Annotated in this window: 22 protein-coding genes; 17 read left to right on the top strand and 5 right to left on the bottom strand. The window is 65.0% G+C overall.

Annotated elements, in window-relative coordinates:
• Position 1 precedes the first annotated feature (1 nt).
• The 6 genes from AC07UC_RS14545 to AC07UC_RS14520 all read left to right on the top strand — a co-directional run bounded on the left by AC07UC_RS14545 (position 2) and on the right by AC07UC_RS14520 (position 7,802).
• On the top strand, positions 2–1,006 hold the full coding sequence (locus AC07UC_RS14545; protein ID WP_181180002.1) for an ABC transporter permease: 1,005 nt from the start codon (positions 2–4) through the stop codon (positions 1,004–1,006).
• Positions 1,007–1,043: 37 nt separating this feature from the next.
• A complete protein-coding gene (locus AC07UC_RS14540; RefSeq protein ID WP_056570822.1) occupies positions 1,044–2,060 on the top strand; it encodes a sugar ABC transporter substrate-binding protein in 1,017 nt (338 codons plus the stop codon).
• A gap of 12 nt (positions 2,061–2,072) precedes the next feature.
• Positions 2,073–4,190, top strand: coding sequence for an ABC transporter permease (locus tag AC07UC_RS14535; RefSeq protein ID WP_494906482.1), 2,118 nt, complete (start codon positions 2,073–2,075; stop codon positions 4,188–4,190).
• Positions 4,187–5,281: an NHL repeat-containing protein gene (locus AC07UC_RS14530; RefSeq protein WP_494906480.1), complete on the top strand. Its 1,095-nt coding sequence runs from the start codon at positions 4,187–4,189 to the stop codon at positions 5,279–5,281. Before AC07UC_RS14535 ends, AC07UC_RS14530 begins: the two co-directional genes overlap by 4 nt.
• 3 nt (positions 5,282–5,284) lie before the next feature.
• Positions 5,285–6,781 carry a sugar ABC transporter ATP-binding protein gene (locus tag AC07UC_RS14525; protein ID WP_494906478.1) on the top strand — a complete coding sequence of 499 codons (1,497 nt, stop codon included), beginning with the start codon at positions 5,285–5,287 and terminating at the stop codon, positions 6,779–6,781.
• 124 nt (positions 6,782–6,905) lie between these two features.
• Positions 6,906–7,802 carry a LysR family transcriptional regulator gene (locus tag AC07UC_RS14520; protein WP_140774246.1) on the top strand — a complete coding sequence of 299 codons (897 nt, stop codon included), beginning with the start codon at positions 6,906–6,908 and terminating at the stop codon, positions 7,800–7,802.
• A gap of 126 nt (positions 7,803–7,928) precedes the next feature.
• Here the strand turns inward: AC07UC_RS14520 and AC07UC_RS14515 are convergent, their stop codons facing one another.
• Positions 7,929–8,216: a GIY-YIG nuclease family protein gene (locus AC07UC_RS14515; RefSeq protein WP_494906476.1), complete on the bottom strand. Its 288-nt coding sequence runs from the start codon at positions 8,214–8,216 to the stop codon at positions 7,929–7,931.
• Positions 8,217–8,405: 189 nt separating this feature from the next.
• Entirely contained in the window at positions 8,406–9,902 is a 1,497-nt protein-coding gene (locus tag AC07UC_RS14510; protein WP_494906474.1) for an aldehyde dehydrogenase family protein, read from the bottom strand.
• Positions 9,903–10,044: 142 nt separating this feature from the next.
• On the opposite strand from AC07UC_RS14510, the gene AC07UC_RS14505 reads away from it, so the two are divergent.
• The 11 genes from AC07UC_RS14505 to AC07UC_RS14455 all read left to right on the top strand — a co-directional run bounded on the left by AC07UC_RS14505 (position 10,045) and on the right by AC07UC_RS14455 (position 21,405).
• Positions 10,045–10,788: a glucose 1-dehydrogenase gene (locus AC07UC_RS14505; RefSeq protein WP_140774249.1), complete on the top strand. Its 744-nt coding sequence runs from the start codon at positions 10,045–10,047 to the stop codon at positions 10,786–10,788.
• Between the two features lie 27 nt (positions 10,789–10,815).
• Positions 10,816–11,913 carry an isocitrate/isopropylmalate dehydrogenase family protein gene (locus tag AC07UC_RS14500; protein WP_494906472.1) on the top strand — a complete coding sequence of 366 codons (1,098 nt, stop codon included), beginning with the start codon at positions 10,816–10,818 and terminating at the stop codon, positions 11,911–11,913.
• A gap of 18 nt (positions 11,914–11,931) precedes the next feature.
• Complete coding sequence (locus AC07UC_RS14495) at positions 11,932–12,852, top strand: Rossmann-like and DUF2520 domain-containing protein (protein ID WP_494908939.1); 921 nt, start codon at positions 11,932–11,934, stop codon at positions 12,850–12,852.
• A 1-nt stretch (position 12,853) separates the two neighbouring features.
• Complete coding sequence (locus tag AC07UC_RS14490) at positions 12,854–13,993, top strand: alpha-hydroxy acid oxidase (protein ID WP_494906470.1); 1,140 nt, start codon at positions 12,854–12,856, stop codon at positions 13,991–13,993.
• 180 nt (positions 13,994–14,173) lie between these two features.
• Positions 14,174–15,685 (top strand): sugar ABC transporter ATP-binding protein, encoded by a 1,512-nt coding sequence (locus AC07UC_RS14485; protein WP_494906468.1) that lies wholly within the window; start codon positions 14,174–14,176, stop codon positions 15,683–15,685.
• Positions 15,686–15,720: 35 nt separating this feature from the next.
• The gene (locus tag AC07UC_RS14480) at positions 15,721–16,686 is read left to right on the top strand and encodes an ABC transporter permease (RefSeq protein WP_494906466.1); all 966 of its coding nucleotides are present in this window, start codon (positions 15,721–15,723) and stop codon (positions 16,684–16,686) included.
• A 29-nt stretch (positions 16,687–16,715) separates the two neighbouring features.
• Positions 16,716–17,672 carry an ABC transporter permease gene (locus tag AC07UC_RS14475; RefSeq protein ID WP_494906464.1) on the top strand — a complete coding sequence of 319 codons (957 nt, stop codon included), beginning with the start codon at positions 16,716–16,718 and terminating at the stop codon, positions 17,670–17,672.
• Positions 17,673–17,875: 203 nt separating this feature from the next.
• Positions 17,876–18,853, top strand: a complete 978-nt coding sequence (locus AC07UC_RS14470; RefSeq protein WP_244735428.1) for a sugar ABC transporter substrate-binding protein — start codon at positions 17,876–17,878, stop codon at positions 18,851–18,853.
• Positions 18,854–18,920: 67 nt separating this feature from the next.
• Positions 18,921–19,718, top strand: a complete 798-nt coding sequence (locus AC07UC_RS14465; protein WP_494906463.1) for an SDR family NAD(P)-dependent oxidoreductase — start codon at positions 18,921–18,923, stop codon at positions 19,716–19,718.
• Positions 19,719–19,729: 11 nt separating this feature from the next.
• The gene (locus AC07UC_RS14460; protein WP_494906462.1) at positions 19,730–20,587 is read left to right on the top strand and encodes a sugar phosphate isomerase/epimerase family protein; all 858 of its coding nucleotides are present in this window, start codon (positions 19,730–19,732) and stop codon (positions 20,585–20,587) included.
• Between the two features lie 11 nt (positions 20,588–20,598).
• Positions 20,599–21,405 (top strand): SDR family NAD(P)-dependent oxidoreductase, encoded by an 807-nt coding sequence (locus AC07UC_RS14455; RefSeq protein WP_494906460.1) that lies wholly within the window; start codon positions 20,599–20,601, stop codon positions 21,403–21,405.
• Between the two features lie 3 nt (positions 21,406–21,408).
• On the opposite strand, the gene AC07UC_RS14450 is transcribed toward AC07UC_RS14455, so the two are convergent.
• The 3 genes from AC07UC_RS14450 to AC07UC_RS14440 all read right to left on the bottom strand — a co-directional run bounded on the left by AC07UC_RS14450 (position 21,409) and on the right by AC07UC_RS14440 (position 25,205).
• Positions 21,409–23,106, bottom strand: coding sequence for an extracellular solute-binding protein (locus AC07UC_RS14450; RefSeq protein ID WP_494906459.1), 1,698 nt, complete (start codon positions 23,104–23,106; stop codon positions 21,409–21,411).
• Between the two features lie 89 nt (positions 23,107–23,195).
• Positions 23,196–24,113 carry an intradiol ring-cleavage dioxygenase gene (locus tag AC07UC_RS14445; protein WP_494906458.1) on the bottom strand — a complete coding sequence of 306 codons (918 nt, stop codon included), beginning with the start codon at positions 24,111–24,113 and terminating at the stop codon, positions 23,196–23,198.
• A 30-nt stretch (positions 24,114–24,143) separates the two neighbouring features.
• Positions 24,144–25,205: a maleylacetate reductase gene (locus AC07UC_RS14440; RefSeq protein WP_494906457.1), complete on the bottom strand. Its 1,062-nt coding sequence runs from the start codon at positions 25,203–25,205 to the stop codon at positions 24,144–24,146.
• Positions 25,206–25,215: the final 10 nt, after the last annotated feature.

Raw genomic sequence — 25,215 nt, 5'->3', positions numbered from 1 at the left:
AATGAAATTGGCTGGTTCGGGCAAATCCGACGGCGCGCGCATGGGCATCAAGATGTCCCAGGAGCTCGTCGTCGTCGCGATCTCGGTCATCCTCTTCCTCGCCTTCTCCGCGACGCTCAACAATTTCCTGACCCAGGGCAACATCATTGCCATCCTCAAGAACGTCTCGATCCTCGGCACGCTGGCGGTCGGCATGGGCTTCATCGTCGTCGGCCGCGGCATTGACCTCACCATGGTGGCGGTGATGGTGGTCGGCGTCGCCTTCTCGATCTGGATTTCCACCTGGGGCGTGGACTTCACGCTGGCCGTGGTCTGCGGCGCCCTTCTTGCAGCGGCCATCGGCCTGTTCACCGGCATCATGGTGGCGATTGCCGAAATCCCGCCGATCTTCGCCACGCTTGCCATCGCCTCCTCGGTCTACGGTTCGGGCCGCATCGTCTTTGCCTCCGACGTGCTCTATGCGCCATCAAACATCGCCTGGCTGAAATTCATCGGCAGCGGCACCATCCTCGGCATCCCGATGGTCGTGATCATCTTCGCGGCGGTGGCGGCGCTGATGGGCTTCTTCCTGCGCAAGACCCGCTTCGGACGGCTGGTCTATGCCACGGGCGACAATCCGAACGCGGCCCGCACCACCGGCCTGCCGACGCGCCCGATCATCGTGACGCAATATGTGCTGAGCGCGCTTATCGCCTTTACCGCCGGCATCATCATGCTGGGCCTGGTCACCGGCATCGACACGCGCCTCTACAATTCCAGCCTGATCTACGACGTGCTTTTGGTCGTGGTGCTGGGCGGCATTGGCCTCTCCGGCGGCCAGGGCGGTGTGCGCAACGTCATCGTCGGCACCATCCTGGTCGGCATCCTGACCAACGGCATGACGATCCTCAACTTCAGCTACACCAGCCAGAACCTGATCAAGAGCGTGATCCTGCTGGGTGCGCTGGCGATCGACGCCATCATCAATCCGCGCGACGAGCAGACCTCGCAGAGCGGCGATATCTGAAAAACATCAAGCCGAAACATCAATCAGGGAGGAAACCATGAAGTTGTTCAAGAACTGCCTGTTCGCGGGCCTGACGGCGCTCACGCTGCTCAGCGCCGCGAACGTCACCACCGCGCAGGAAACCGACCAGGTCGGGCGCGCGCCCTATCTGGAATCGCTCAAGGGCAAGAAGGTGATCTTCGTGCCGATCTCGCAAGGCATGGACCTCAACCAGTCCTGGGTGGTGGTATGGCAGCGCCATGCCGCCCGCTACGGTTTCAGCATCGAAGTGCGCGATCCCAACGGCGACACCAATGCCGGCATCCGTGCCATGCAGGGCGCCATCGCCGAGAAGCCGGACCTGATCATCGTGCAGAACCCCGACGTGCAGACCTATGCCCGCTTGCTGAAGCAGGCGCAGGCCGCCGGCATCAAGGTGCTGCAGGTCAACATGCAGTCGGCCACCCAGACCGACTCCTATGTCGGCAATGACTGGATCGAGATGGGCCGTCTCGAAATGGGCGAACTGGCCAAGCACTGCACCGGGCCGAATGCCGTCTCGCACAAGGTGGTCTGGCTTGCCGGCGTCCAGACGGGTGCGGCCAACATCTACATGCGCACCGGCATCGATGAGGTGCTGAAGGCCAATCCCGAACTGCAGCTCGTCTCCGACCAGCCGGCCGACTACATGAGCGAAAAGGCCCGCCAGATCACCGAGACGGTCCTCCAGCAGCATCCGGACCTGTGCGGCATCATGGGCATCTGGGACAACGCCGAAGTCGGCGCCGGTGCCGCCGTCGCGGCCGCCGGCAAGCAGGACCAGGTGACCATCGTCACCAATGGCGCGGGCAGCGCCACTGGCTGCGAGAGCATCAAGAACGGCCTGCTCGATGTGATCTTCAACTTCAACTCGCCCATCCAGGCGGAGATCGCCGCGCAGCAGATTTCGGAATTGCTGCAGCATCCCGAGCGGCAGGCGGGCAGCGAGAAGACCATCTTCTTCGGCCCGATCACCCGCGTCGACAAGACCAATGCCACCGGCAGGAACTGCTGGAAGCTGGACGAGCTCAAGTAACGGACTGTCCTGATGAGCATGGCCGAAAGCCTTGTGCGCTGGCGCTACCGCCTGCTCCCCGACCACGTGGTCGGGGAGATCCTGACCAAGAAGTGGATCGACAGCGTCATCCCCTTCACGGCGCTGGTCATTCTGTGCGCGATCTTCGGCTCGATCGTGCCGGGCTTCTGGAGCGTCGCGACGCTGACCAATCTCAGCGGCCAGACCGCTGAGCTCGGCCTGGTCGTGCTCGGCATGACCATCGTCATGGTCTCGGGCGGCATCGACCTGTCGGTCGGTTCGACCTTCGCCCTGGCCGTCCTGGTGACGCTCTACGGCATGAATGTCGGGCAATGGAGCTTCGGCACCGGCCTGCTGGCCTGCCTCGGGCTGGGCGTCGTCTGCGGCGCCATCAACGGCTTCCTGGTCGGCTTCCTGCGCATGCGGGCCTTTCTGACAACGCTGGTGACGCTCATCATCTACCGCTCGACCTTCGACGTCATCTTCCCGCAGGTTTCGACGCCGATCGTCACCAGCGGGCCGGATTCCCCGATCTATGATTTTCTCGGCTTCGGCACGATCTGGGGCGTACCGACCTCCTTCGTCGTCTTCGTGGTCATCGCACTGGTGATCCATCTGGTGCTTTCGCGCGCCCGCTATGGCTGGCGGCTGTTCGCGGTCGGCGGCGCGCGCCGTTCGGCCTACAATGCCGGCATCAATGTGCGCTTCACCCTGTTCAGCGCCTACGTGCTGTGCTCGGTGCTGGTCGCGCTTTCCGGCTTCTTCTTCTCGGCCCGCATCGGCAGTGCCGCTTCCGATATCGGCACCGGGCTCGAACTGCAGGTGCTGACCGCGACGGTGCTCGGCGGCATCTCGCTTGGCGGCGGGCGCGGCTCGGTGGCCAAGGCGCTGATGGGAACGATCTTCGTGCTCGTCCTGTCGAACAGCCTGCTCGCTCTGGCCGTGTCCGGCCCGGTCAACTACCTGATCCTCGGTCTCGTGCTGCTTTTCTCGGTCCTGCTCGACGTACGCTGGGTGAAGAACCGCCACAAGATCCTGCGCAGCGTCTACATCTCGCCGACCTTCGCCAAGATGCGCGAGCCGATCTCGACCGCGCCGGGCACGCCGATAGCGGTCAACGACCGGCTGAAGGATGTCGGCGTCATCGGCCTTGGCGTCCTCGACGGCGCGGAGGATGTCATCTTCGACCGCCAGGACCGGCTCTACACCGGCACCCGCCAGGGCGACATCCTGCGCTTCAAGCCGCCGCATTACACCGAGAGTGAAGTGTTCGCCCATATTGGCGGCTCGCCGCTCGGCATGGCCTTCGACCGCGACGACAATCTGGTCATCTGCGTCGCCGGCATGGGCCTTTACCGGGTCGCCCCGAATGGCGATGTGAAGCTGCTGACGGCCGAGACCAACCGCTCGCTGACATCGGTCGTCGACGACTCGACCATGAAGCTCGCCGACGATTGCGACATCCTTCCCGATGGCCGCATCGTCTTCTCCGAAGCCACCGTGCGCTTCGAGATGCACGACTGGTACGCGGATGCTCTGGAAAGCCGCGGCAATGGGCGCATCATCGTCCACGATCCGAAATCCGGCTCGACCCGCACGCTGCTGTCGAACCTGGTCTTCCCGAACGGCATCTGCACGGCCTTCGACGGCCAGTCCGTGCTGTTCGCCGAAAGCTGGGCCTGCCGCATCAGCCGCTACTATTTCGACGGCCCGAAGAAGGGCAAGGTCGAACGGGTCATCGAGGGCCTGCCCGGCTATCCCGACAACATCAACCGCGCCTCGGACGGCACCTACTGGCTGGCCTTGATGGGCATGCGCACGCCGGCGCTCGACCTGTCGCTGGAAATGCCGGGCTTTCGTCGCCGCATGGCGCGGCGCGTCTCGGAAGATGCCTGGCTTATGCCCAACCTCAACACCGGCTGCGTGCTGCGCTTCGACGAAAAGGGCCAGATCCTCGAAAGCCTTTGGGACCGCGTCGGCGAGAAGCATCCGATGATCACCTCGATGCGCGAACACAAGGGCGTGCTTTATCTCTGCGGCATCTTCAACAACCGCATGGGCACGCTGCCGCTCAAGGGCGTCGATCCCAACTGGTTCAGCTCGGATTCCTACTGGGGCAAGAAGGCATGAGCGCCGTGAGCCAGCTTTTCGACCGTTTTCTCGGCCGTGGCGACTGGGCGGTGACGGTGCCGACGCTTGACGGCCCCTTGCTGCCCAACCAGGGCCTCGAGGAAGCCGAGACCTTCGCCAGCCTCGCCGAGGCCGACAATCTCGTGCGCACCGACAAGGGCGTGCTGGCAAGCAGTGCCGCCTCACTGGTGCGTTTTGGCACCGACGGCCATGCGGAGGTGCTGCAGGAATTCCCCGGTGAGATCACGGCACTTGCCCATGCCCGCGGCATGACCGCGCTGGCGATCGACGGCAAGGGTGTCGTCATTCGAGGCGGCCTGCATGACGGGCGCGAAGCAACAGGCGACGAAGCGCGGCGGCTCTCCTGCATCACCGCCCTCACCTTCCTCGACAGCAACAGCCTGCTGATCGCCAATGGCTCGGCATCGGTACCCGCGACCGGCTGGCGCCGCGACCTGATGCAGAAGAACGCTTCCGGTTCGCTCTGGCGTCTCGATCTCAAGAGCGGCCGGCTGGAGCTGATCCGTGACGGCCTCGCCTGGCCGGCCGGCATCGCCACCACCGGCTCGAACCGCGTCTACGTCACCGAAGCCTGGCGCCATCGCGTGCTGGCCATCGACCTCGCCACCAGGGCGACAATGCCGGTTCTGGAACACCTTCCGGCCTATCCCGCACGCATCGCCCCCGCCTTCAATGCCGGCTACTGGCTGACCTTCTATTCCGTCCGCAACCAGCTGGTGGAGTTCATCCTGCGCGAGGAGGCTTACCGCAAGCGCATGCTGGCGGAGGTCCCCGAAGCCTATTGGATGGCGCCGTCGCTGAGTTCATGGCGCGACTACCGCGAACCGATGCAGGGCAGCCAGCTCAAGCAGATGAATGTGCTGAAGCCCTACGCCGTCACCCGATCCTACGGGCTGGTGGTGCACTGCGACCAGAACATGAAGCCGCTGTCGAGTTTCCATTCGCGCGCCGACGGCACGGTGCACGGCACCGTGAGCGCCTGCGAGGCGGGCGACGACCTGCTGGTCGCCTCGCGCGGCGGCTCGAGGGTGGTGCGCGTGGCCGGCGCCGCCGGCGGCAAGCGGGGTTAAGCGATGTCGGATAACATCATCGAGCTCAGGGACGCCACCAAGGCCTTCTCGCGCATTCCTGCCTTCAAGAACGTCAATTTCGACCTGCGCAAGGGCGAGATCCACGCGCTGCTCGGCGAAAACGGCGCCGGCAAGTCGACGCTGACCAAGGTGATGGCGGGCGTGTTCAAGCTGACCGAGGGCAAGATGACCTTCGACGGCAAGGACGTGTCCTTCGCCACGCCCGCCGAAGCGCTGCGCGCCGGCATTGCCATGGTGTTCCAGGAGACCAATCTGGTGCCGGCCATGACGGTGGCGCAGAACCTCTATCTCGGCGAAGAGAAGATGTTCAACCGGCTGCGCGGCCTCTACATCCAGGCGCGCCAGTTCCTCGCCGGCATGGGCTTCCAGGTCGACCCGACCGCGCAGGTCAGCACGCTGGGCGCGGCGCACAAGCAGATGGTGGAGATCGCGCGCGCCGTCCACCACAAGGCCCGCGTCATCATCTTCGACGAACCGACCGCGACGCTGACGCCCGAGGAAAAGAGCCACTTCTTCAACCTGCTGCAGCGCCTGGTCAAGGAAGGCATCGCCATCATCTTCATCAGCCACGCGCTGGAAGAGGCGCTTGATGTCGCCGACCGCATCACCGTCATGCGCGACGGCGAGATCGTCGCTTCCGGAGACGCCAAGGGCTTCACCCGCGCCACCATCGTGCAGGCGATGGTCGGCCGCACCCTGACCGAAACGCTGCACGGCGAGGTCAAGCGCGCGGCGCGGCCCTATGGCGACAAGGTGCTGTCGGTGGAGAACCTGTCCTGTGCCGGCCTGGTGCGCAACTCGTCCTTCTCGGTCTTTTCGGGTCAGGTCACCGGCATGTTCGGCCTCGTCGGCGCCGGCCGCACCGAAATGGCCAAGGTCGTTGCCGGCCTGTTGAAGCGGAACATCTTCCATGGCGGCGAAATCCGCCTGCTCGGCAAATTGGTGCGCTACCGCGTGCCGAGGCCGGCGGTGCGCGACGGCATCGTCTATGTCACCGAGGATCGCAAGCTCGACGGCTTCTTCGAGACCATGACGGCCGGCGAGAACCTGCAGGTGGGCGAACTCACCGAGGGCGCCAACCCGGTCTCGATGGTCTCGCTGGCGCGCGCCAGGCAGCTTGCCCGCGAATGGGGCGAGCGCCTCAGCCTGCGGCAGACCAGCGACCGCGCCCGGATGATCGAACTCTCCGGCGGCAATCAGCAAAAGGTCGTGATCGCCAAGTCGCTGATCCAGAAGCCGAAACTGGTGATCTTCGACGAGCCGACGCGCGGCGTCGACGTCGGCGCCATCGTCGAGATCCACCAGCTCATCAGCGATCTCGCCGACCAGGGTATGGCCGTCGTCGTCATCTCTTCCTATCTGCCTGAAATCCTTGCCGTTTCCGACCGTATCCTGGTCGTCAAGCGCGGCCGCGTGGTCGAGGAGATGATGCTGTCGGAAGCGACCGAGGAACGCGTCATGTTCGCCGCGGTCCACTGAGCCCCGGTTGCAGGGGAATATCTTTGCTGGCTAAGCCAGGACCAATGCCTGGCCGGGCCTATTGCCTTGCAATCGGTTCCGCGTCTGAATAGGTCAGGAGGTCAGATCACCTGCCCGAGCGGACATGTCCAGCATCAACCTCAAACTTCTGCAGACGTTCCTGCTTGCCGCCGAAAACGGCAGCTTCCGCCGTGCCGCCGAAGAGAGCAACCGCTCGCCATCGGCGGTCTCCATGCAGATCCGCGACCTCGAGGAGCAGATCGGCATCTCGCTCTTCATCCGCACCGCGCAGCGCGCCAGCCTGACGCCGGAAGGCCAGGTCCTGTTCGAGGAGATCGCCAATGCGATGTCGCAGGTGCAGACCAGCCTCGACCGGCTGACCGAGATCGCTGCGCGGCGCAAGGGCAAGGTGCAGATCGCCTGTGCCCCGACGCTTGCCGCGAGCCGGCTGGGCGACATATTGGCCACCTTCAAGCTGCGCTATCCCCGCTCGGTCGTCGAGGTCATCGAGACCCCGCCTCAGGCGGCCCTTGCCCTGTTGCAGCAGCAGGAGGTCGAGTTCTACATCGGCCCCGAACTGCCGAACCTGACCGACTTCCAGTTCGAATCCATCCTCGACGATCCGCTGATGGCCTGCATTCCCACCGAAATATACGGCGGCGAAAAGAAGCTGCTGCTCTCCGACCTGCTGCGCTACCCGCTGATCCTGCTCAACCGCAAGACGGCGGTGCGCGGTCTCGTCGACCGGCTGACGGCGGCGGAAGGCATCGAACTCAAGCCGCAATACGAGGTCGAGAGCGCGCAGACCGCGGTGGCGCTCGCCTCCTCCGGACTGGGCGTCTGCGTCGTGCCCGGCATCGCCATCTCGCGCAATGACGAGCGCATGCGCGTCGTGCCGATCGACCACCGCGACGCCCATCGCTCCGTCGGCATCATCACCGCGCGCGGCTACGTGCACCATAGCTTCTCGGAGCAGCTGATGAACCTCATCCGCACCAACCTGCGCGAACTGGCGCATTGATCAACGCTGGAGATTGCCGCACCGTCTGTAGCTTCGTCATCCTAGGGCGAAGCAAGGAGCGAAGCGACGCGCGCAGACCCTAGGATCCATTCCGTGACGTCAAAGCGTTGCAACGGTGCAGAAGGCTCACCACCCGGTTCCGCGAAAAAGCTCGAACCAATTTGGATTCGCTTTCTCGATGAGGTCAATCTTCCACTGCCTTGGCCAGCGCTTCAGCGATTTCTCTCGCTGAATGGCATCGGTGATATCGAAATATTCCTCATACCAGACCAGCCGCTGCACGCCGTAGCGGCTGGTGAACTGCGACCCTTGCCCAGATTTGTGTTCGGGCATGCGCCGGCCAAGATCATTGGTGACACCGATATAGATCGTGCCGCGTTTCTTGCTCGAGGTCATGTAGACATAACCGGTCATGGATGGACGTTAGCTGTCGAAGCGACCGCCTTCTATCCTGGACCGCTGCATTTTTCGACTGACGTCACGGAATGGATCCTAGGGTCTGCGCGCGTCGCTTCGCTCCTTGCTTCGCCCTAGGATGACGAAGGCGGGGGCTTCGCGCACTTGTGATTCGCAGGCCGGCCTCACCTGAATATCGGCATACCCTCAGTCGGTCTGGATCCAGACGGCCTTGGTCTCCAGATACTCATGCAGGTGCTCGATGCCACCCTCGCGGCCGTAGCCGGACATCTTCATGCCACCGAACGGCACGGCGGGGTCGATGGCGTGGTACATGTTGACCCAGACCGAGCCGGCCTTGATACGCCGCGCCAGCTTGTGCGCGGTGCCGAGATGGGTGGTGAATATACCGGCGGCCAGCCCGTAAGGCGTCGCATTGGCGCGCGTGACCGCTTCGTCGAGCGTGTCGAAAGGCATAGCGGAGATGACCGGCCCGAAAATCTCCTCGCGCGCGATGGTCATCTTGTCCGACACCGCGCCGAAGACCGTCGGCGCGATGAAATTGCCGCCGTCGTAGAGCTCGCCCGTCAGCCGCGATCCGCCCGCGACCAGTTCCGCGCCCTCGTCGCTGCCGGCCTTGATGTAGCCTTCCACCTTGCCGGCCTGCCTGGCATTGATGAGCGGCCCGATTTCGGTCTCCGCCTCGATGCCGTGGCCTATGCGCAATTTGCTGGCGAACTCGGCCACCCGGCGCACGAATTCGTCGTGGATCTCGCGCGCCACGAACAGCCGCGAGCCGGCGATGCAGATCTGGCCCGAATGCACGAACACCGCCATCGCGGCGACCGGAACGGCCTTGTCGATGTCGGCGTCGCGGCAGACGATGATCGGCGACTTGCCGCCGAGCTCAAGCGAAACGCGCTTGAGATTGGTGACCCCTGCCCGCGCGATCGCTTGGCCGGTCAGCGTCGAGCCGGTGAAGACGATCTTGTTGACGTCTGGATGTTCGGCCAGCCGCGCGCCGGCCTCGGCTCCGGTGCCGGTGACGATGTTGACGACGCCATCGGGCACGCCGGCTTCCTGCATCAGCCTGGCGATCAAAAGCGGCGTCAGCGACGCATCCTCGGAGGGCTTCAGCACGATGGTGCAGCCGGTGGCGAGCGCCGGCGCGATCTTCCAGATCGAGGCGGCGGTCGGCGCGTTCCAGGGAATGATCGCCCCGACGACGCCCACCGGCTCGCGCCTTGTGAAGGAGACGATCTCACCGGGAATGGAATTGTCGATGGATTCACCATGCAGCGCCGTCGCCATGCCGGCATAGAAGCGCAGCATGCCGATGACGCGGCGCCGGTTGGCCAGCGTGCGCGTGATCGGCAGGCCCATGTCGAGCGTGTCGGAAACGCTGAGCTCTTCCCAATGCGTCTCGAACAGATCGGCGATGCGCAACAGCACGCACTGCCGCTCGTAGGGCGAGAATTTTGACCAAGGTCCTTCGAAGGCAGCGCGTGCCGCCTTGACCGCGGCATCTATGTCGGCCGCGCCGCCGCGCGGCACCGTCGCCAGCACCTCGCCCGTTGCCGGGTTGAGCGCCTGCATTTCCTGGCCGGACTGTGCCGCGACCCACTTGCCGCCGATGAACATCGGCCGGAATTCGCCATGGTAGAGCGTCGTGGCCTTCGCCCTCGGGTCGAAATTCAGCGTCATCGCGTCCTCCTCACGAATTCCGTGGCGACTATTACTCCCGCTGCCGGCGACCTCAAACAAGGAAAGCTAAAAGGGCGTTCAGATAATCGGACTGTGCAATCACAGCGACTTCCCCGATGGTGCCGGCAACGGAGGAACAGATATGAGACTTGCTGGCAAGGTCGCCATCGTCACCGGTGGCGGTTCGGGATTTGGCGAAGGCATCGTCAGGAAATTCGTCGCCGAGGGCGCGCTGGTCGTGCTGATGGACCGTGACGAGGCGGCAGCGGCCAGGGTCGCGGGCGAGATCGGCGAAAAGGTGCGGCCGATCACCGGTGACGTCTCGACACTGCAAAGCTTCGAGGCGGCCGCCGACCTCGCCCGGTCGGCCTTTGGCGGCCTCGACATACTGGTCAACAATGCCGGCGTCGCCCAGCCGCCTCTGCCGCTGGAGACGATGGACGAAAACCTGTTCGACAGGATCGCCAACGTCAACATGCGCTCGATCTACAACGGCGCCCGCGCCGTGGTTCCGCATTTCAAATCCATGAAGTCGGGCGCGATCCTCAACGTCGCCTCCACCGGCGGCGTCTCGCCGCGCCCGAACCTCACCTGGTACAACGCCTCCAAGGGCTGGGCGATCGCCGCAACGCGGGCCATGGCGGTGGAACTCGCCCCCTTCGGCATCCGCGTCAACGCCATCAACCCGGTCGCCGGCGACACGCCGCTTCTGTCGACCTTCATCGGCTCCGGAGAGGAGAACCGCGCCCGCGTCGTCGCCACCATCCCGATCGGCCGTCTGTCGACGCCTCAGGACATGGGCAACGCCGCCGCCTTCCTGTGCTCGGACGAGGCCAGCATGATCACCGGCGTCGACCTCAACGTCGATGGCGGCAAGTGCATCTGAAAAACTGTTGCCCGTGAGGTTTTGGCGATGAAGGATATCTACGAAATCGCCGTGGTGCATGGCGACGGCATCGGTCCGGAAGTCTGCGCCGCCACGATCGAGGTGGTGAAGGCCGCACTCGGGCCCGACAGCCCGCTGCGCTTCAGCGAATATCCGGCCGGCGCCGAGCACTTCCTGAAGACCGGCCAGAGCTTTCCCGAACCGACCTTCCAGGCCTGCCGGGCGGCGGATGCCATCCTGCATGGCGCGGGCGGCCTGCCCGGCGTCGTCCATCCCGACGGCACCGAAGCGGGGCTGGATTTCACGCTCAAGCTGCGCTTCGAGCTCGACCTCTACGCCAACATCCGCCCGATCAGGCTCTTCGAGGGTGTTGAGAGCCCCTTGCGCGGCGTCAAGGCAGGCGACATCGACTACATCATCCTGCGCGAGAACAGCGAAGGGCTCTACGCCGCGCGTGGCTCGGGCGCGCTGCTGCGCGGCGAGGTCGCGGTCGATACGCTGGTGCAGACCCGTACCGGCATCGAACGTATCGTCCGCAAGGCCTTCGAACTGGCGCGCCAGTCGGGCGGCGCGCCGCGCGACGGCGTGCGCCGGGTGACTTGCTGCGACAAGGCCAACGTGCTGCGCAGCTATGCCTTCTTCCGCTCCGTCTTCGACGAGGTAGCGAAGGACTATCCCGACATCGCGACCGAATATGCGCTGGTCGACGCCATGGCCATGCACCTCGTGCTGAAGCCAGGCCACTTCAATGTCATCGTCAGCGAGAACATGTTCGGCGACATCCTGTCCGACCTTGCCGCCGCCACGGTCGGCGGCATGGGCATGGCGCCCTCGGCCGAGATCGGCGACGCCAACGGCTTCTTCCAGGCAGCACACGGCTCGGCGCCCGACATTGCCGGCAAAGGCATCGCCAATCCCTATGGCACCATCCTGTCGGCCGCCTCCATGCTCGACTGGCTCGGCCACAAGCATGGCGACGCGAAGCTCAACCAGGCAGCCGAGCGCATCCGAAGCGTGACGGAAGCCTGCCTTGCCGGCGGCCTGCTCAGCGCCGACCTGAAAGGTAGCGCGTCCACCCGCCAGATAACCCATTCAGTCTGCGACCGGCTCGCGGCCGCGGCGTGAAGTGTCACGCCAAAGCCGCTGGCCGGGACAAGTTTCCGCCTGTTTTGCCAAAGCCGATCATATAGCCTTCGGCCAACGTCGAATGAGGCTGGAATGACGAAGCTGAAGATCAATCTGATTGGGCCCGGCAAGGTCGGCCAGACCCTCATGCGCCGGATCGTCCTGGCCGGCGGGCACGAGGTTCAGGACATTGCCGGCCGCGGAGCGGAAACTGCCTCCCGGGCGGTTGAATTCATCGGCGCGGGAACCGCCGTTTCCGGGCTTGCCGACATGCGACCGGCCGATCTCTGGTTCCTCACCGTGTCGGACACGCGGATCGCGGACGTGGCGGCCCGTCTTGCGGAACTGGCCCCGGCCAGTCCCTCCATCGCCGTGCATTGCAGCGGCTTCCTGCCGGCGGCCGAGATGCAGCCCTTGCGTGCCCTTGGCTGGCATCTGGCAAGCGTCCATCCCGTGCTGACATTCGCCGATCCGGCAAGGGCTGTCGGACAGTTCGAAGGGACACTTTGCGGCGTCGAAGGCGATGCCGAGGCTGTCACGGCTGTCGATACGCTGATACGCGGCATTGGCGGCCAGCCGTTTCTGCTCAGCTCGCAATACAAGGCGATCTACCATGCGGCCGCCGTGTTCTCGAACAACTTCACCGTGGTGCTGCAGGCGGTAGCGCGGGAAGCCTGGGCGCGCGCCGGCGTTCCACAGGAAATCGCCGGGCAACTGAACGCGCGCCTGCTTGCCGCCACGGCCGAGAATGTCGGAAGGCTGGGGCCGGCCGCGGCGCTGACCGGACCGGCGGCGCGCGGCGATCTCGCGATCGTCGCCCAACAGGAGGCGGCGGTGCGCTCATGGCATCCGGACGCCGGCAAGGCCTATGCCGAGCTCAGCCTCCTTGCCGGCCGCCTCAAGCGGACCGGCACGACGCTCGAAACAAGCGGAGTTTGAGATGGGCGCTCTCGCGCGCAAGGTTTCAGTCGACGATTTCCGTACCCTTGCCCGCCGCCGCCTGCCGAAGTCGATCTTCGAATTCGTCGATGGCGGGGCAGGACAGGAATTGACGCTCCGCGCCAACCGCGCCGATTTCGAGCGTATCCGGCTGCTGCCACGCGTGCTGACCGACGTATCGCGGCCGGACCTGACCACATCGCTGTGGTCGCAAACCTTCACCACACCACTGGTGATCAGCCCGATGGGTTCATGCGCGCTGGTCTGGCCGCAGGCCGACATCGCCATCGCCAGGGCGGCGACCGCGCGCGGCATTCCCTACACGCTGTCCACCATGTCGACGACCAGCATCGAGCGCATGGCCAGGGCCGTGCAGGGACCGCTCTGGTTCCAGCTCTATGTGCTCAGGGAATTCGACTTCAACCGCGAGCTTGTGCGGCGGGCGGAAGAATTCGGCTATTCGACGCTGGTGGTGACCGTCGACCTGCAGGCCGGGGGAAAACGCGAAAAGGATCTCAGGAACGGCATATCGATCCCGCTGCGCCCCTCGCCTCGCCATGTCTGGGAAGGCATGCTTCATCCCGGCTGGTCGCTGCGCCTGCTGCGCGGCGGGCTGCCTCAGTTCGAGAACGTTCGCGGTTATCTTGGCGACACCAGCGCCGGGTTGACCATCGCCGCGCGTGTCGGCCGCAATCTCCACGCCGGTTTCGACTGGGACGATTTCTGCCGGATCCGCGACTGGTGGAAGGGCCGGCTGCTGGTAAAGGGCGTCCTGCACCCCGCCGATGCCGCTGGCCTGGTGGCGGCCGGCGCCGACGGCATCTGGGTCTCCAACCATGGCGGCCGCCAGCTCGATAGCGCCATATCAAGCATCGATGCGCTGCCCGCCATCCGCCAGGCGGTGGCCGCCGAGGTTCCGATCCTGATCGATTCCGGCATCCGAACCGGAATGGACGTCATCAAGGCCAGGGCGCGCGGCGCTGCCGCCTCGGCGATCGGCCGAGCCGCCCTGTTCGGAGCGGCGGCCGGCGAAGCCGGCGTGGCCAGGGTGCTCGACATCCTGCTGGACGACATCGCCAACGGCCTGAAGCTCGCGGGCACGCCGGCGTTCAGCCAGATCGGTCCCGACCTGATCGCGTGAGACGGCCGCGCATCGGCAGGCAGGACCGGTGGGCGCGATCGCTGCCGCCTTGGACCAAGCCCAGCCCATTGCTGACGCTGCAAATCCGTTAGTCCAATCTGGACCAAATTGCCGTCATCGCACCCATCATCATTCTGTAGCGTAGCCGTCATGCCGTTCAAACGGTTGTGGGAGGAAATCATGGAGACGCCAGCCGTTCTGACGGTCAGAGGCCTGCGGAAATCTTTTGGAGGTGTCCAGGCTCTGAAAGGCGTCGACTTCGATCTCGAAGCCGGTGAGATCCATGCGCTGTGTGGCGAGAACGGTGCCGGCAAGAGCACGCTGGTGCGGATGATCGCCGGGCTGATGAGCCCGGACGAGGGAGAAATCCGCGTCGATGGCAATCTGCTCAAGCCGGGCCAACTGACCAGCGTCAGGCAGGTCTCGGTCGTCTACCAGGAACTGTCGATCATTCCGCATCTGTCTGTTCTGGACAACGTTCTTCTCGGCGATCCCGATGTCGGTCAGCTCTATATCCGCAAGCGCTATGCCGCCCGCGCGCGCCAGACCCTCGACCAGCTCGGCCTGGCCGAAGTGCCGCTCGATATCGAGGCCGGCCGCCTGGCAATCGCCGAGCAGCAGCTGCTCGAAATCTGCCGTGCCGTCATGCGGGGCGCCCGCATCCTGATCCTGGACGAGCCGACCGCGAGCCTTTCCGACGCCGAGATCCAGCGCGTCTTCAAGACGGTCCGCTGGCTGCGCGAAAACGGCACCGCCGTCATCTATATCAGCCATCGCCTGCCCGAGATCTTCGCGCTCACCGACCGCGTCACCGTTTTCCGCAATGGCCAGCGGGTTCTCACCAAACCGACGGCGCAGTGGACCAACGAGGAATTGGTCGCCGAGATGATCGGCCGGGAGATAAAATCCGCCCATTCGGTGCGTGACCGGGCCGATCTCCAGCAGGCCGCCAAGGTTCTTGAACTCAAGGCGCTCGCGGTGGCCGGAAAATACCGGCCGGTGACGCTGGATTTCCGCGCCGGCGAAGTCGTTGGCGTCATCGGCCAGCTTGGATCGGGCGCCAATGCACTGATCGAGACGCTGGCAGGGTTGGAAAGCCGCCACGAAGGCACAGTGTTCCTGAATGGCGCCGCCATCGACGTCACCTCGCTGTCGTCGGCGATGGCCTGCGGCATTGCCTATGTCCCGGAAGATCGCGGCGGCAAGAGCCTGTTCCTCGGCGCGCCGATCGAGGTCAACCTCACATCGGCCATACTCGATCGCCTGAACCGCGCCGGCGTGCTTTCCCTGGGCGAGGCCCGCAAGCGGGCATTGGATCTCGCGCGCCGTTTCCAGATCGACGGCCGGCGGCTGCCGGCGGCGGCGTCGACGCTTTCGGGCGGCAACCAGCAGAAGGTCGCCATTGCCAAGTCCGTCGCGCTAGAGCCGAAAGTGCTTGTTCTCAACGAGCCGACGCGCGGCGTCGATGTTGGGGCGCGCACCGAAATCTACCGCGAGCTCCAGTCGCTCGCGCGCCAGGGGCTGGTCGTCCTGTTCTTCTCGACCGACCTCGAGGAAATCCGCGAACTGTCGCAGCGCGTGATCACCGTTTTCCGCGGCGAGATCGTCAACGATCTGCCGGTCGAGGAGACCGCCATGGACTCGATCCTGGGTGACGTCCTGCGCGGACCAGGCATGGCGAGGGCGGCATGAGCGTGGAAACGAGGACAGGAAGCGGAGGTTCCGGCTTGGCCGCTCTCGAGATGAAGTCGGTGGGCGCGGCATTGCTGAGCCCCGAGCGTGTGCAATCGACCGCCGTCTGGATCGGCACCATCCTTCTGGCCATCTGGGCCAGTGCCGCGGTGCCCGGCTTTGCGTCGAGCGCCAACATTTCAGCGATCATGTATTCGACATCGGCGGTCGGCATCGCCGCCGTCGGCATGGCGTTCATCACCCTCTCGGGCAACCTCTTCATGCTTTCGATGGGCGCCACGGCGGCCGTTTCGACGATCGTGTTTGCCTCCTTTCTTCATCTTGGTCTCCTCCCGAGCATCGTCGTGGTGGTGTTGGTCGGTGCCTTGTTCGGACTTGCCCAGGGCATTGCCGTCGGCGTCTTCAAGACAAACCCGATCATCACCACCATTGCGATGGCTTCGATCATCACCGGCGCCGGCTCGTTCTATTCGGGCGGCCTGACCATTGTCGGGCAAGGCGATGCGAGCTGGCTCGGCATCGGCCGCATGGCCGGCATCCCCAACCAGATCGCGCTGTTCCTGCTTGCGGCGCTCGTCTTCAGCTTCATCGTCGAGCGGACCCGCTTCGGCCGCGAATTGCGCCTGATCGGGCTCAATCCGAAGGCCGCGCATTTCACCGGCCTGCGCGTCGGGCGAACCCTGGTGATCGCCTATGTGCTGGCGGCGGCGGCCGCCGCCTTTGCCGGTGCGCTCTACGGTTCGCAGGCCGCGCAGGGCAACCTCAAGCTCGGTGCCGGCCTGGATTTCGACGCCATCGCCGCCGTGCTCGTCGGCGGGGTGGCGATCAAGGGCGGCCAGGGCCGTATCCTCGACGCGGCTATCGGCGCGGTTTTCCTGGCCATCATCACCAACATCCTGTTGCTCAAGGGCCTGTCGCTGGAAATCCAGCTGATCGTGAAGGGCCTGGTCGTGATCGCCTCGGTCATCCTCGGCGCGCTGGCGCTCGGCGGGAGGAGATGACCATGGCCTCCCCAAGGAAGTCACATCCCATGTCCACGGCCACCTTGCTGCGCATCGCGCTCCTGATCGCCCTGATCGTTGCCTTCGCGCTGTGGAACCCGGCCTTCATCAGCGGGCGCAACATCTATGCGCTGACGCAGTCATTCGCGCTGCTCGGCCTGGTGGCGCTCGGCCTGTCGCTCACCATGATCGCCGGTGAATTCGACCTCAGCGTCGGCTCCATGGTCGCGGTCGGCGGCCTGCTGACGCTGGTCGCGGGCGGGAGCAATCTCGTCCATGGCATGGGTGTCGCCTTGGCCTTCGCGGTGGTGATCGGCGCGGCCAACGCCTTCGTCGTCAACCGCTTCAACGTATCCTCGCTGGTGGTCACCGTCGGGTCGATGATGGCGCTTTCGGGGTTTGCCTTCTGGCTTGCCGGCGGCAAGGTGATCAGCACCGACAATTTCGACCTGGGCTTTGCCCTCGACAATCCGATCCTGACGGTCCTCTCCTGGCGCAGCGTGATCACGCTGGCCGCCTTCCTGCTGGCCGGACTGTTCATGCGCCACACGCTGATGGGCCGCGACATCCGCGTCATCGGCAGCAAGCGGCTGGTGGCGGCGGCGAGCGGGGCGAAGGTCGGGCTTTCGCTTTATATCGTCTTCATCGTCTCGGCCCTTTGCGCGGCCCTTGCAGGCAGCCTTCTGTCGATGAGCCTGGCCAGTGCGGCCGCGACCACCGGGAACAATCTCATGCTGCAGGCGGTGTCGGCGGCCATCGTCGGCGGCGTGGCCCTGTCGGGCGGGGCCGGCTCGCCGCTGCATGTGCTGATCGGCTCGCTGATCCTGACGGTGATGAACAACGGACTGAGTTTGATGGGCATGGGCGCGACGGGAATCCTGTTCGCGAACGGGCTCGTGCTGATGGGAATCGTGCTGCTCGACGGACAGTTGGGGGCATGGATGAGTGAACGGTTCGCGGCATCGCGGGCCAGGCATTCCGCTTAGAGTCGGATGATTTCAGATCAATCGATCTGAAATCTGAATCCGTTTCTAAATCAAAGAGATAGAGCATGATGTCGTCCGAAAACCGCTTCACACTTTTCGGCATCATGTTCTAGCGGAAGCAACCGACGAAACCCAGTTCTGCTTGCGCCGTGTTGGGCGGCGGGGATGGGTGACGTGCAACCTGAAACGGGAGGAACGACGACATGAATACTGCGAAATTGACCAAACTCGCGCTGATGGCCAGCGTGTTCACGGGACTGGCCATGCCCGGCATGGCATTCGCCGGCGCCAAGGGATCGAAAGTGATCCTGCTGACGGTGAGCGAGGAATGCGAATACTGCGCCCTCCACCAGCGCGCCTTCAAGGAAGTCGCCAGCGCCGCCGGCATCGATCTCGACGTGAAGATCACCAACTTCGATGCCGCCGAGCAGGCATCGCAGGTCGACCAGGCGCTTGCCCAGAACCCGGCCGCGATCGTGCTGTGGCCGGCGGACGCGAGCGCCATCGTGCCCTCGCTGCGCAAGATCAACCAGGCCGGCATTCCGCTGGTCATCACCAACTCGAAGCCCGACGACAAATACGCGGACTATTGGAACGTCTTCACCGGCCCCTCCGATATCGGCAACGGCCAGTCCGCCGGCGAGGCCATGATCAAGGGTTTCGCCGAGAAGAAGTTCGGCACGGAAGGCAAGATCTTCATCGTCGAGGGCGTGCCGGGAACACCGCCGCAGATCGCGCGTTCCAAGGGCCTCGAGGAGGTGCTGGCCGAGAAGGCCAAGGGCATCGTCGTCGCCGGCAAGCAGAACGGCAATTGGGACCAGACGAAGGCCACCGACGCCGCCGCCGCGCTCTTCACCCAGGTCGGTCCCGACGTGAAGGGCGTCTACGCCCAGGCCGACAACATGATGTCGGGCGTGATCGTGGCCGCCAAGCGCGCTGGCATCGATCCGGCCAGCCTCGTGCTCGTCGGGTCCAACTGCTCGATCGAAGGCGTCAACCAGATCAAGGACGGCACGCAATACGCGACCGTGCTGCAGTCGCCGATCGATGACGGCAAATACGCGGCCAAGGCGGTGATCGATCTCCTCGACGGCAAGAAGGTCGAGAAGGAGATCTTCCTGCCGCACGAGATCGTCACCAAGGCCAATATTTCCGACTGCGACGGCGCCATCGGGCGCTGATCCCATCCGGGCGCGGCGGGCCTCCCGCCGCGCCTTCCAATCTGATTTAGGAACCGAGGAGTACCCCATGGCCGAGGAGCCACTGTTTACCAATGTTCTGCCTGAACTCGTCGTGGTTTCAGGCACGGCTTCCGGTCTGGGCACCAAGATCGCCCATCTTCTGGTCGCGAGCGGCGTGCGCACCATCGGCGTCGATCTCGCGCCGGCGCCTTCCGAGCTGTCCAGCGACCTCTACACCCATGTCCGGGGCGACGTGTCGCTCGAGGAGACCTGGAGCGACATCGCCCACTCCGTCACCGCCATCGATCCGGGAACGCTCGGACTGGTCACCTCGGCCGCCATGCTGAACGTCGGCACCGTGCTGGAGTTCGACAAGGCGGCGATGGAAAAGACCATGTCCGTCAACTTCATCGGCACGGCGCTCGCCTTCCGCGCGCTGCTGCCGCTGATGATCGCGCGCGGCGGCGGCCCGATCGTCGCCGTTGCCAGCATCGACGCGACCTTCGCCGAGCAGCAGCTCGCGATCTACGCCGCCTCCAAGGGGGCCGTGCGCCAGCTGACGCGGACCGTGGCCATGGACCACGCCCGCCAGGGCATTCGCGCCAATGTGCTGAGCCCCGGCCCCATGCTGGCCGGCCTGTTCGAACGGCATATGAAGTCGGCCAGCGACCCGGACCGCTTCCTTGCCACGCGCGCCAATCGCCAGCCTTCGGGCCGCATCCTCGATCCGGGCGAAGTCGCCCGCGCGGCGCTTTTCCTGCTCTGTGACGCCTCGACCGCGCTCAACGGCGCCGAAATCGTCGCCGATGGCGGCCTGACGACCAGCTTCGACTTCCGGACCGGGTCCGAAGGCGCATCGGTCTGAGGGGGCGAACCATGACCAAGAGCACGGAACTCGTTGCCGCTTACTGGACGATCGCGGGCGATGTCTATCCCTTCGCGCCCAACGAGATCAGCCCCTTCCCTTTCGCCCAACGCGTCGAGGCGGCGGCCAAGGCCGGCTACAAGGGCGTCGGTCTCATCCACGCCGACCTCCAGGCCACACGCGAGCAGATCGGCCTCGAGGAAATGCGCCGCATTCTCGATGCCAACGGCATGCCGCATGTGGAGCTGGAATTCATCACCCACTGGTTCTCCGGCGGCGAGCTGAAGCTCGCCTCCGACAAGGTGCGCAAGGAGCTGTTCGAGGCGGCCGAGGCGCTTGGCGCGCGCGACGTCAAGATCGCACCGGAATTCGACGCCAAGACCATCGACCTGGCGCATGTGACCGACAGCTTCGCCGAGATCTGCCAGGATGCGGCACGCTACGGAACCAGCATCGCCCTGGAGGTGATGCCCTTCTCCAATGTCGGCACGCTGGAAACCGCACGCGCCATTGTCGAAGGCGCGGCGCAGCGCAATGGCGGCCTGCTGCTGGACATCTGGCATATCGGCCGTGGCGGCATCCCCTATGAGGCGGTGGCCAAGGTCCCCCGGCAGTATGTCGTCTCCGTCGAACTCGACGACGCCGATGCGGATGTCGTCGGCACGCTCTGGGAAGACACGATCTATCAGCGGCGGCTTTGCGGCGAAGGCGTGCTTGATCCGCCGGCCTTCATCGATGCGATCCAGCGTACCGGCTTCGACGGTTTCTACTCGGTCGAAGTGATCTCCAGGAAACACCGCGTCCTGCCGCTCGAGGAAGCGGCACGGCGTTCTTTCGAAACCACCATGGCGCAGTTCGCCGGGACATAAGGGAGGATAGGATGGATACCAATCTCAAGGGCAAGACGGTGCTGATCACCGGCGCCGCCAAGGGCATCGGCCGGGAAACCGCGATCGCCTTCGGACGCGAAGGGTGCCGCCTGGCGCTGCTCGACATCGATGCCGCTGGCCTCGGCGAAACGGTGGAGGCCGTGACGGCGGCCGGCGGACAGGCGACGGCCTTCAAGGCCGACCTTTCCTCCGCCGGCGATATCGAGGACAAGGTCGGCGCGGCGATCGCCCGTCTGGGTGGCGGGCTCGACGTCCTGGTCAACAATGTCGGTTCGGGCGCGGTCCGCACCTTCGACCAGCTGACCGATGCCGAATGGGACAAGACCTTCTCGCTCAATTTCATGAGCTATGTGCGCACCACGCGCATCGTGCTGCCGGTGATGCGCAAGCAGGGCAAGGGTGCGATCGTCAACAACGCTTCCGATCTTGCCCGGCAGCCCGAAGGCGTGCCGATCGACTATTCCGCCTCGAAGGCGGCGGTGCTCGCGCTGACCAAGGGGCTGGCCCGCAGCGAAGGCGCAAACAACATCCGCATCAACGCCGTGGCGCCGGGCCCGGTCTGGACACCTTTCTGGACGCAGCCGGGCGGGTTTGCCGAGACGATGGGCAAGTTCCACAACATGGAACCGCAGAAGGCGGTCGAACACGAAATGTCGTTGCGCCAGCTTCCGCTCGGCCGGCTCGGCAAGCCCGAGGAAGTCGCCAATGTGATCGTCTTCCTCGCCTCCGACCTTGCGTCCTTCGTCACGTCCTCGGTCTGGGGCGTGGATGGCGGCTCGGTCCGCGCCATAGCTTGATGGTCAGACGCCGATCGTGCTGTCGATGATCCGGTCGAGGCGGTTCTGCGCGTCCTGCAGAGCCGCCCGGTCGGATTTTCCGCCGGACAATGCGTCATGGATTTCCTCGCCGATGATGCGCTCCATGTCGGTGTAGAAGGGAACCGGCGGCCGCTGCCAGTTCCTGAGCAGGTTGCGGTTGCCGAGGTTGCCGACGAAGCGCACCAGTTGCGAACGGCCGGTGGCTTCGGGATCGGCGCTCACCGAAAAGCGCGGCGCGACCGGAAAGCCGTTCTTCACATGCTCCTTCATCGCTTCGCGTGAGGCCATCCAGGCAAGCGCCTCCGTTGCCAGCGGCAGCCTTTTCGGATCGATGTTGGACGGGATGCAGAGCAGGAAGCCGCCGATCGGCGACGTGTTGGTGCCGCCCGGCCCGCTCGGTTGCGGCACATAGGAGACCCGGCGCTTCACGGCCGAGCGCACCTCCGCCTCGAACTGCGCCGCGCGCATGGTCCAGACATAGCCCATGGCGCTCTGGCCCTTCAGGAACACCGCGCAGGAATCGTCCCAATGCGCATCGAGCGCGCCCGGCTGGGCGATCTCGAGTAGCCGGTGCATGTAGTCAAGCACGGTGAGTGCGGCCTCGCTGTCGATCTGCGGCCGCATGTGCTGACGGTCGAGATTTTCCGTCGAGTAGCCGGTCGGCGTGCGCCGGATCGACAGCACCGTCTGGCCGCAGCAGCCGAGGAAGAACATGAAGCTTGACGCGAGCGGCATGCGCGCCGCGTTCCAGGCAATGCCGTAGCGCTCCGCGGACGGATTGTGGAAGACCCGGCCGGCCGAGATCACCTCCTCGAAGGTCCTGGGCAGCGCGAGCCCGGCACCGTCGAAAAGGTCGCTGCGGCAGGCGAGCACCTCGATGGTGCAATAGATCGGCACCCCGTACTCCACCCTCTGCCAGGTCGTCGTCGACCAGATCGACGGGTGGAAATCCATTGGGTTGATGCCGGATTCGCGGATCATGTCGCCGATCGGCATGATCAGGCCCCTGCCCGCGAACTCGCCCAGCCAGGGCATGTCGATGGCGATGATGTCATAGGCCGACACCGCGCGCTGGCCGTTGGCCAGGCCTTCGCGGTAGAGGTCGTTCTGGTGGACGAGCTTGAAGCTCCTGGCACTGGCGAGGTTGTTGCGGAAATCCGACCACATGTTGCGCATCGCCGCGAAATAATTGTCGTCGTTGAGCAGGAACTGCAGCTCGACGCCCTCGGTGACCCGGCTCTTCAGCAGGTTGATCGGCGGAATGACCGGGTTGCCGCGCCGAGGCGCGCCGAAATAGTAGTTGGTTTCGTGTTCCTCCGTACCGCGCCCGCCCAGTATTTCTGCGATCAGAGCCTTGGTTTCCGCCGCATAGTTGACCGCGAGCGTCGTCAGCTCCTCCGTGGGATGCAGCGTGAAGCTCCTCGGCTTGTCCGGCGATGGCCGGCGCTCGACAAGCCCCTTGCCGATCATGTCCTGGATGCGCCGGATCGCCGTTCCATGGCTGAGGCCGGAGACGAGCGCGAGCTTGCTCATCGTCACCGGATAGCCTTCGAGCTCCGATCGCATGATGTAATGGACCATGCGCCACGACGCCTCGTCCTCGACATCGGCGACACCGAGGAACGGCGTCCTCAGCCGGTCGACGAAATCGTAGACGCGCAGGAATTCGTGGTCGTTCATGAGACCTCCTCTGGGTCGCGCCAAACAGGGCGGCGCTATGATTTAGTCCAAAATGGACAAAACTATAGCGATGTCGGAGGATTGTCGTCTCAGGCCGTGCCCGCCGATTTGCGCGCCAGCACGAAATCCCAGTTCACCGACCAATAGGGAGAGGTGAATCCAAGCTCCGCCGCGCTTGTCGGGTCGGTGATCTCCTTGAAATCCGCGATCAGCGAATCCTTCACGCCGAAGACGGCGTCCTCGGCGAGATACTGGCAATCGGGCGTGAAGATATGGGTGATGACCGGGTCATAGCCCGGCGCGCTGATGATGAAATGGATATGGGCGGCCCGGTTGGGATGGCGTCCCAGCGCGGCAAGCATCTTGCCCACGGGTCCGTCGTCCGGGATCGGATAGTAGCGCGGCTTGACGGCCCGGTACCAATAGTCGCCGTTTTCGCCGCTGGTGAACACGCCGCGCAGGTTCCAGTCCGGCTGCAACCCCTTCTGCTGGACGTCGTAGAAGCCATCGTCATTTGTCTGCCAGACGTCGATCAGCGCGCCGGCGACCGGCTTGCCTTCGGTATCCACCACGCGCCCGCGCACCACCAGCGGCTCGCCCTTGCCGTCCAGGCAGATGTTGGCGCCGTGCTCGTAGCGCGGCGCCTCCGGCACGTAGAACGGTCCGAGAATCGTGTTCTCGGTGGCGCCATTCGGGCGCCGGTGATTGATGGCGTCGACCAGCATCGAGACGCCGAGCGTGTCGGACAGGAGGATGAATTCCTGCCGCCACTCCGAACACATCTGGCCGACTTCGGTCAGGAAGGTGATGCCCTTGAGCCATTCCTCATGGGTCGGCTCGATCTCCTTGACGGCGGCGTGCAGGTGCTTGACCAGCACGCTCATCACCTCGCGCAGGCGCGGATCGACGTCCGGCCCCATGCGCGCGTTGACGACGTCGACCGAGGTCTCCTCCTCGAAATACGGATATTTCGGCGGCCGCGCATGGCTGGCCTCTGCTTTGCCCAAGATCGGTCCTCCTCCAGATGTCGCCGCGCGTCAGGAGCGCGGCCGTTCGCCTGCGTAAGCCCGGGCGATCAGCCCCTTCAGCGCTTCGCGCTCAAGGGGGCGCGGGTTCCAGTAGGGGTTGGACAGCGCCCTGTCCGTCGCAAGCTCGATGCCACTTTCAGGCATGCCGATATCCGCGAGCGCACGCCGTGCGCCGACCTTGCCGGCAAGGTCGTAGAGCGCCATGGCAGGGTCGTCCGTGCCGAGCACGTCGCGCAGCCGCTGCATCACGTCCGGCACCGCCGGGGCGTTGTAGGCAAGCGCGTGGGGAAGCACGATCGCATGCGTTTCGGCATGCGACAGGTCGAAGCTGCCGCCGAGCGTATGGCAAAGCTTGTGATGCAGCGCCATGCCCACCGAGCCCAGGCAGATGCCGCAAAGCCAGGCGCCGTAGAGCGCCTTTGCGCGCGCTTCCCGGTTGCCGGGCTCGACGGCGATTGTCGGCAGGGCGGCGGCAAGCGCGCCGATCGCTTCCGTCGCCATCAGGCTGATGACCGGGTTGCGCTCGCGTGCATAAAGCGCTTCGACCGCATGCGCGATCGCATTGAGCCCGCTGGTGCCGGACATGGCCGCGGGTAGCGACAGAGTGAGGTCGATATCGTAGATCACGATTTCGGGCAGCACCTTGGGGCTCGACTGGGTGACCTTCACTCCGTCCCTGGTCTCACCGAGGATCGGCGTCATTTCCGAACCGGCATAGGTGGTCGGCACCACGATCTGCGGCAGGTCGGTGCGCAGCGCGATGGCCTTGGCAAGGCCCGTGGTCGAGCCGCCGCCCACGGCAACGAGCCCGTCGGCCTTGAGGTCCAGAATGACACGCAGCGCATCCTCGGTGACCTCAACCGGCGTATGCATCGTCGCCCGCGCGTAGACGCCGGCGGCGCGGCCGCCGAGCTGTTCGACGAGCCGTCGCGCTTCCGGCTCCTGCGGCGGCGTTGCCAGCACGGCCACCCGCTTCAAGCCCAGCCGGTCCAGTTCCGCCGGCAGCTGCTGGATGGTGCCGGATCCGAAAATGACGCGGGCCGGCTGGCCGTTATAGACGAAGGGTTCCATGAATTCGCCT

Source organism: Mesorhizobium sp. GW821-FHT04C10, from assembly GCF_059420305.1.
This window is presented reverse-complemented; position numbering and strand designations above follow the sequence as displayed.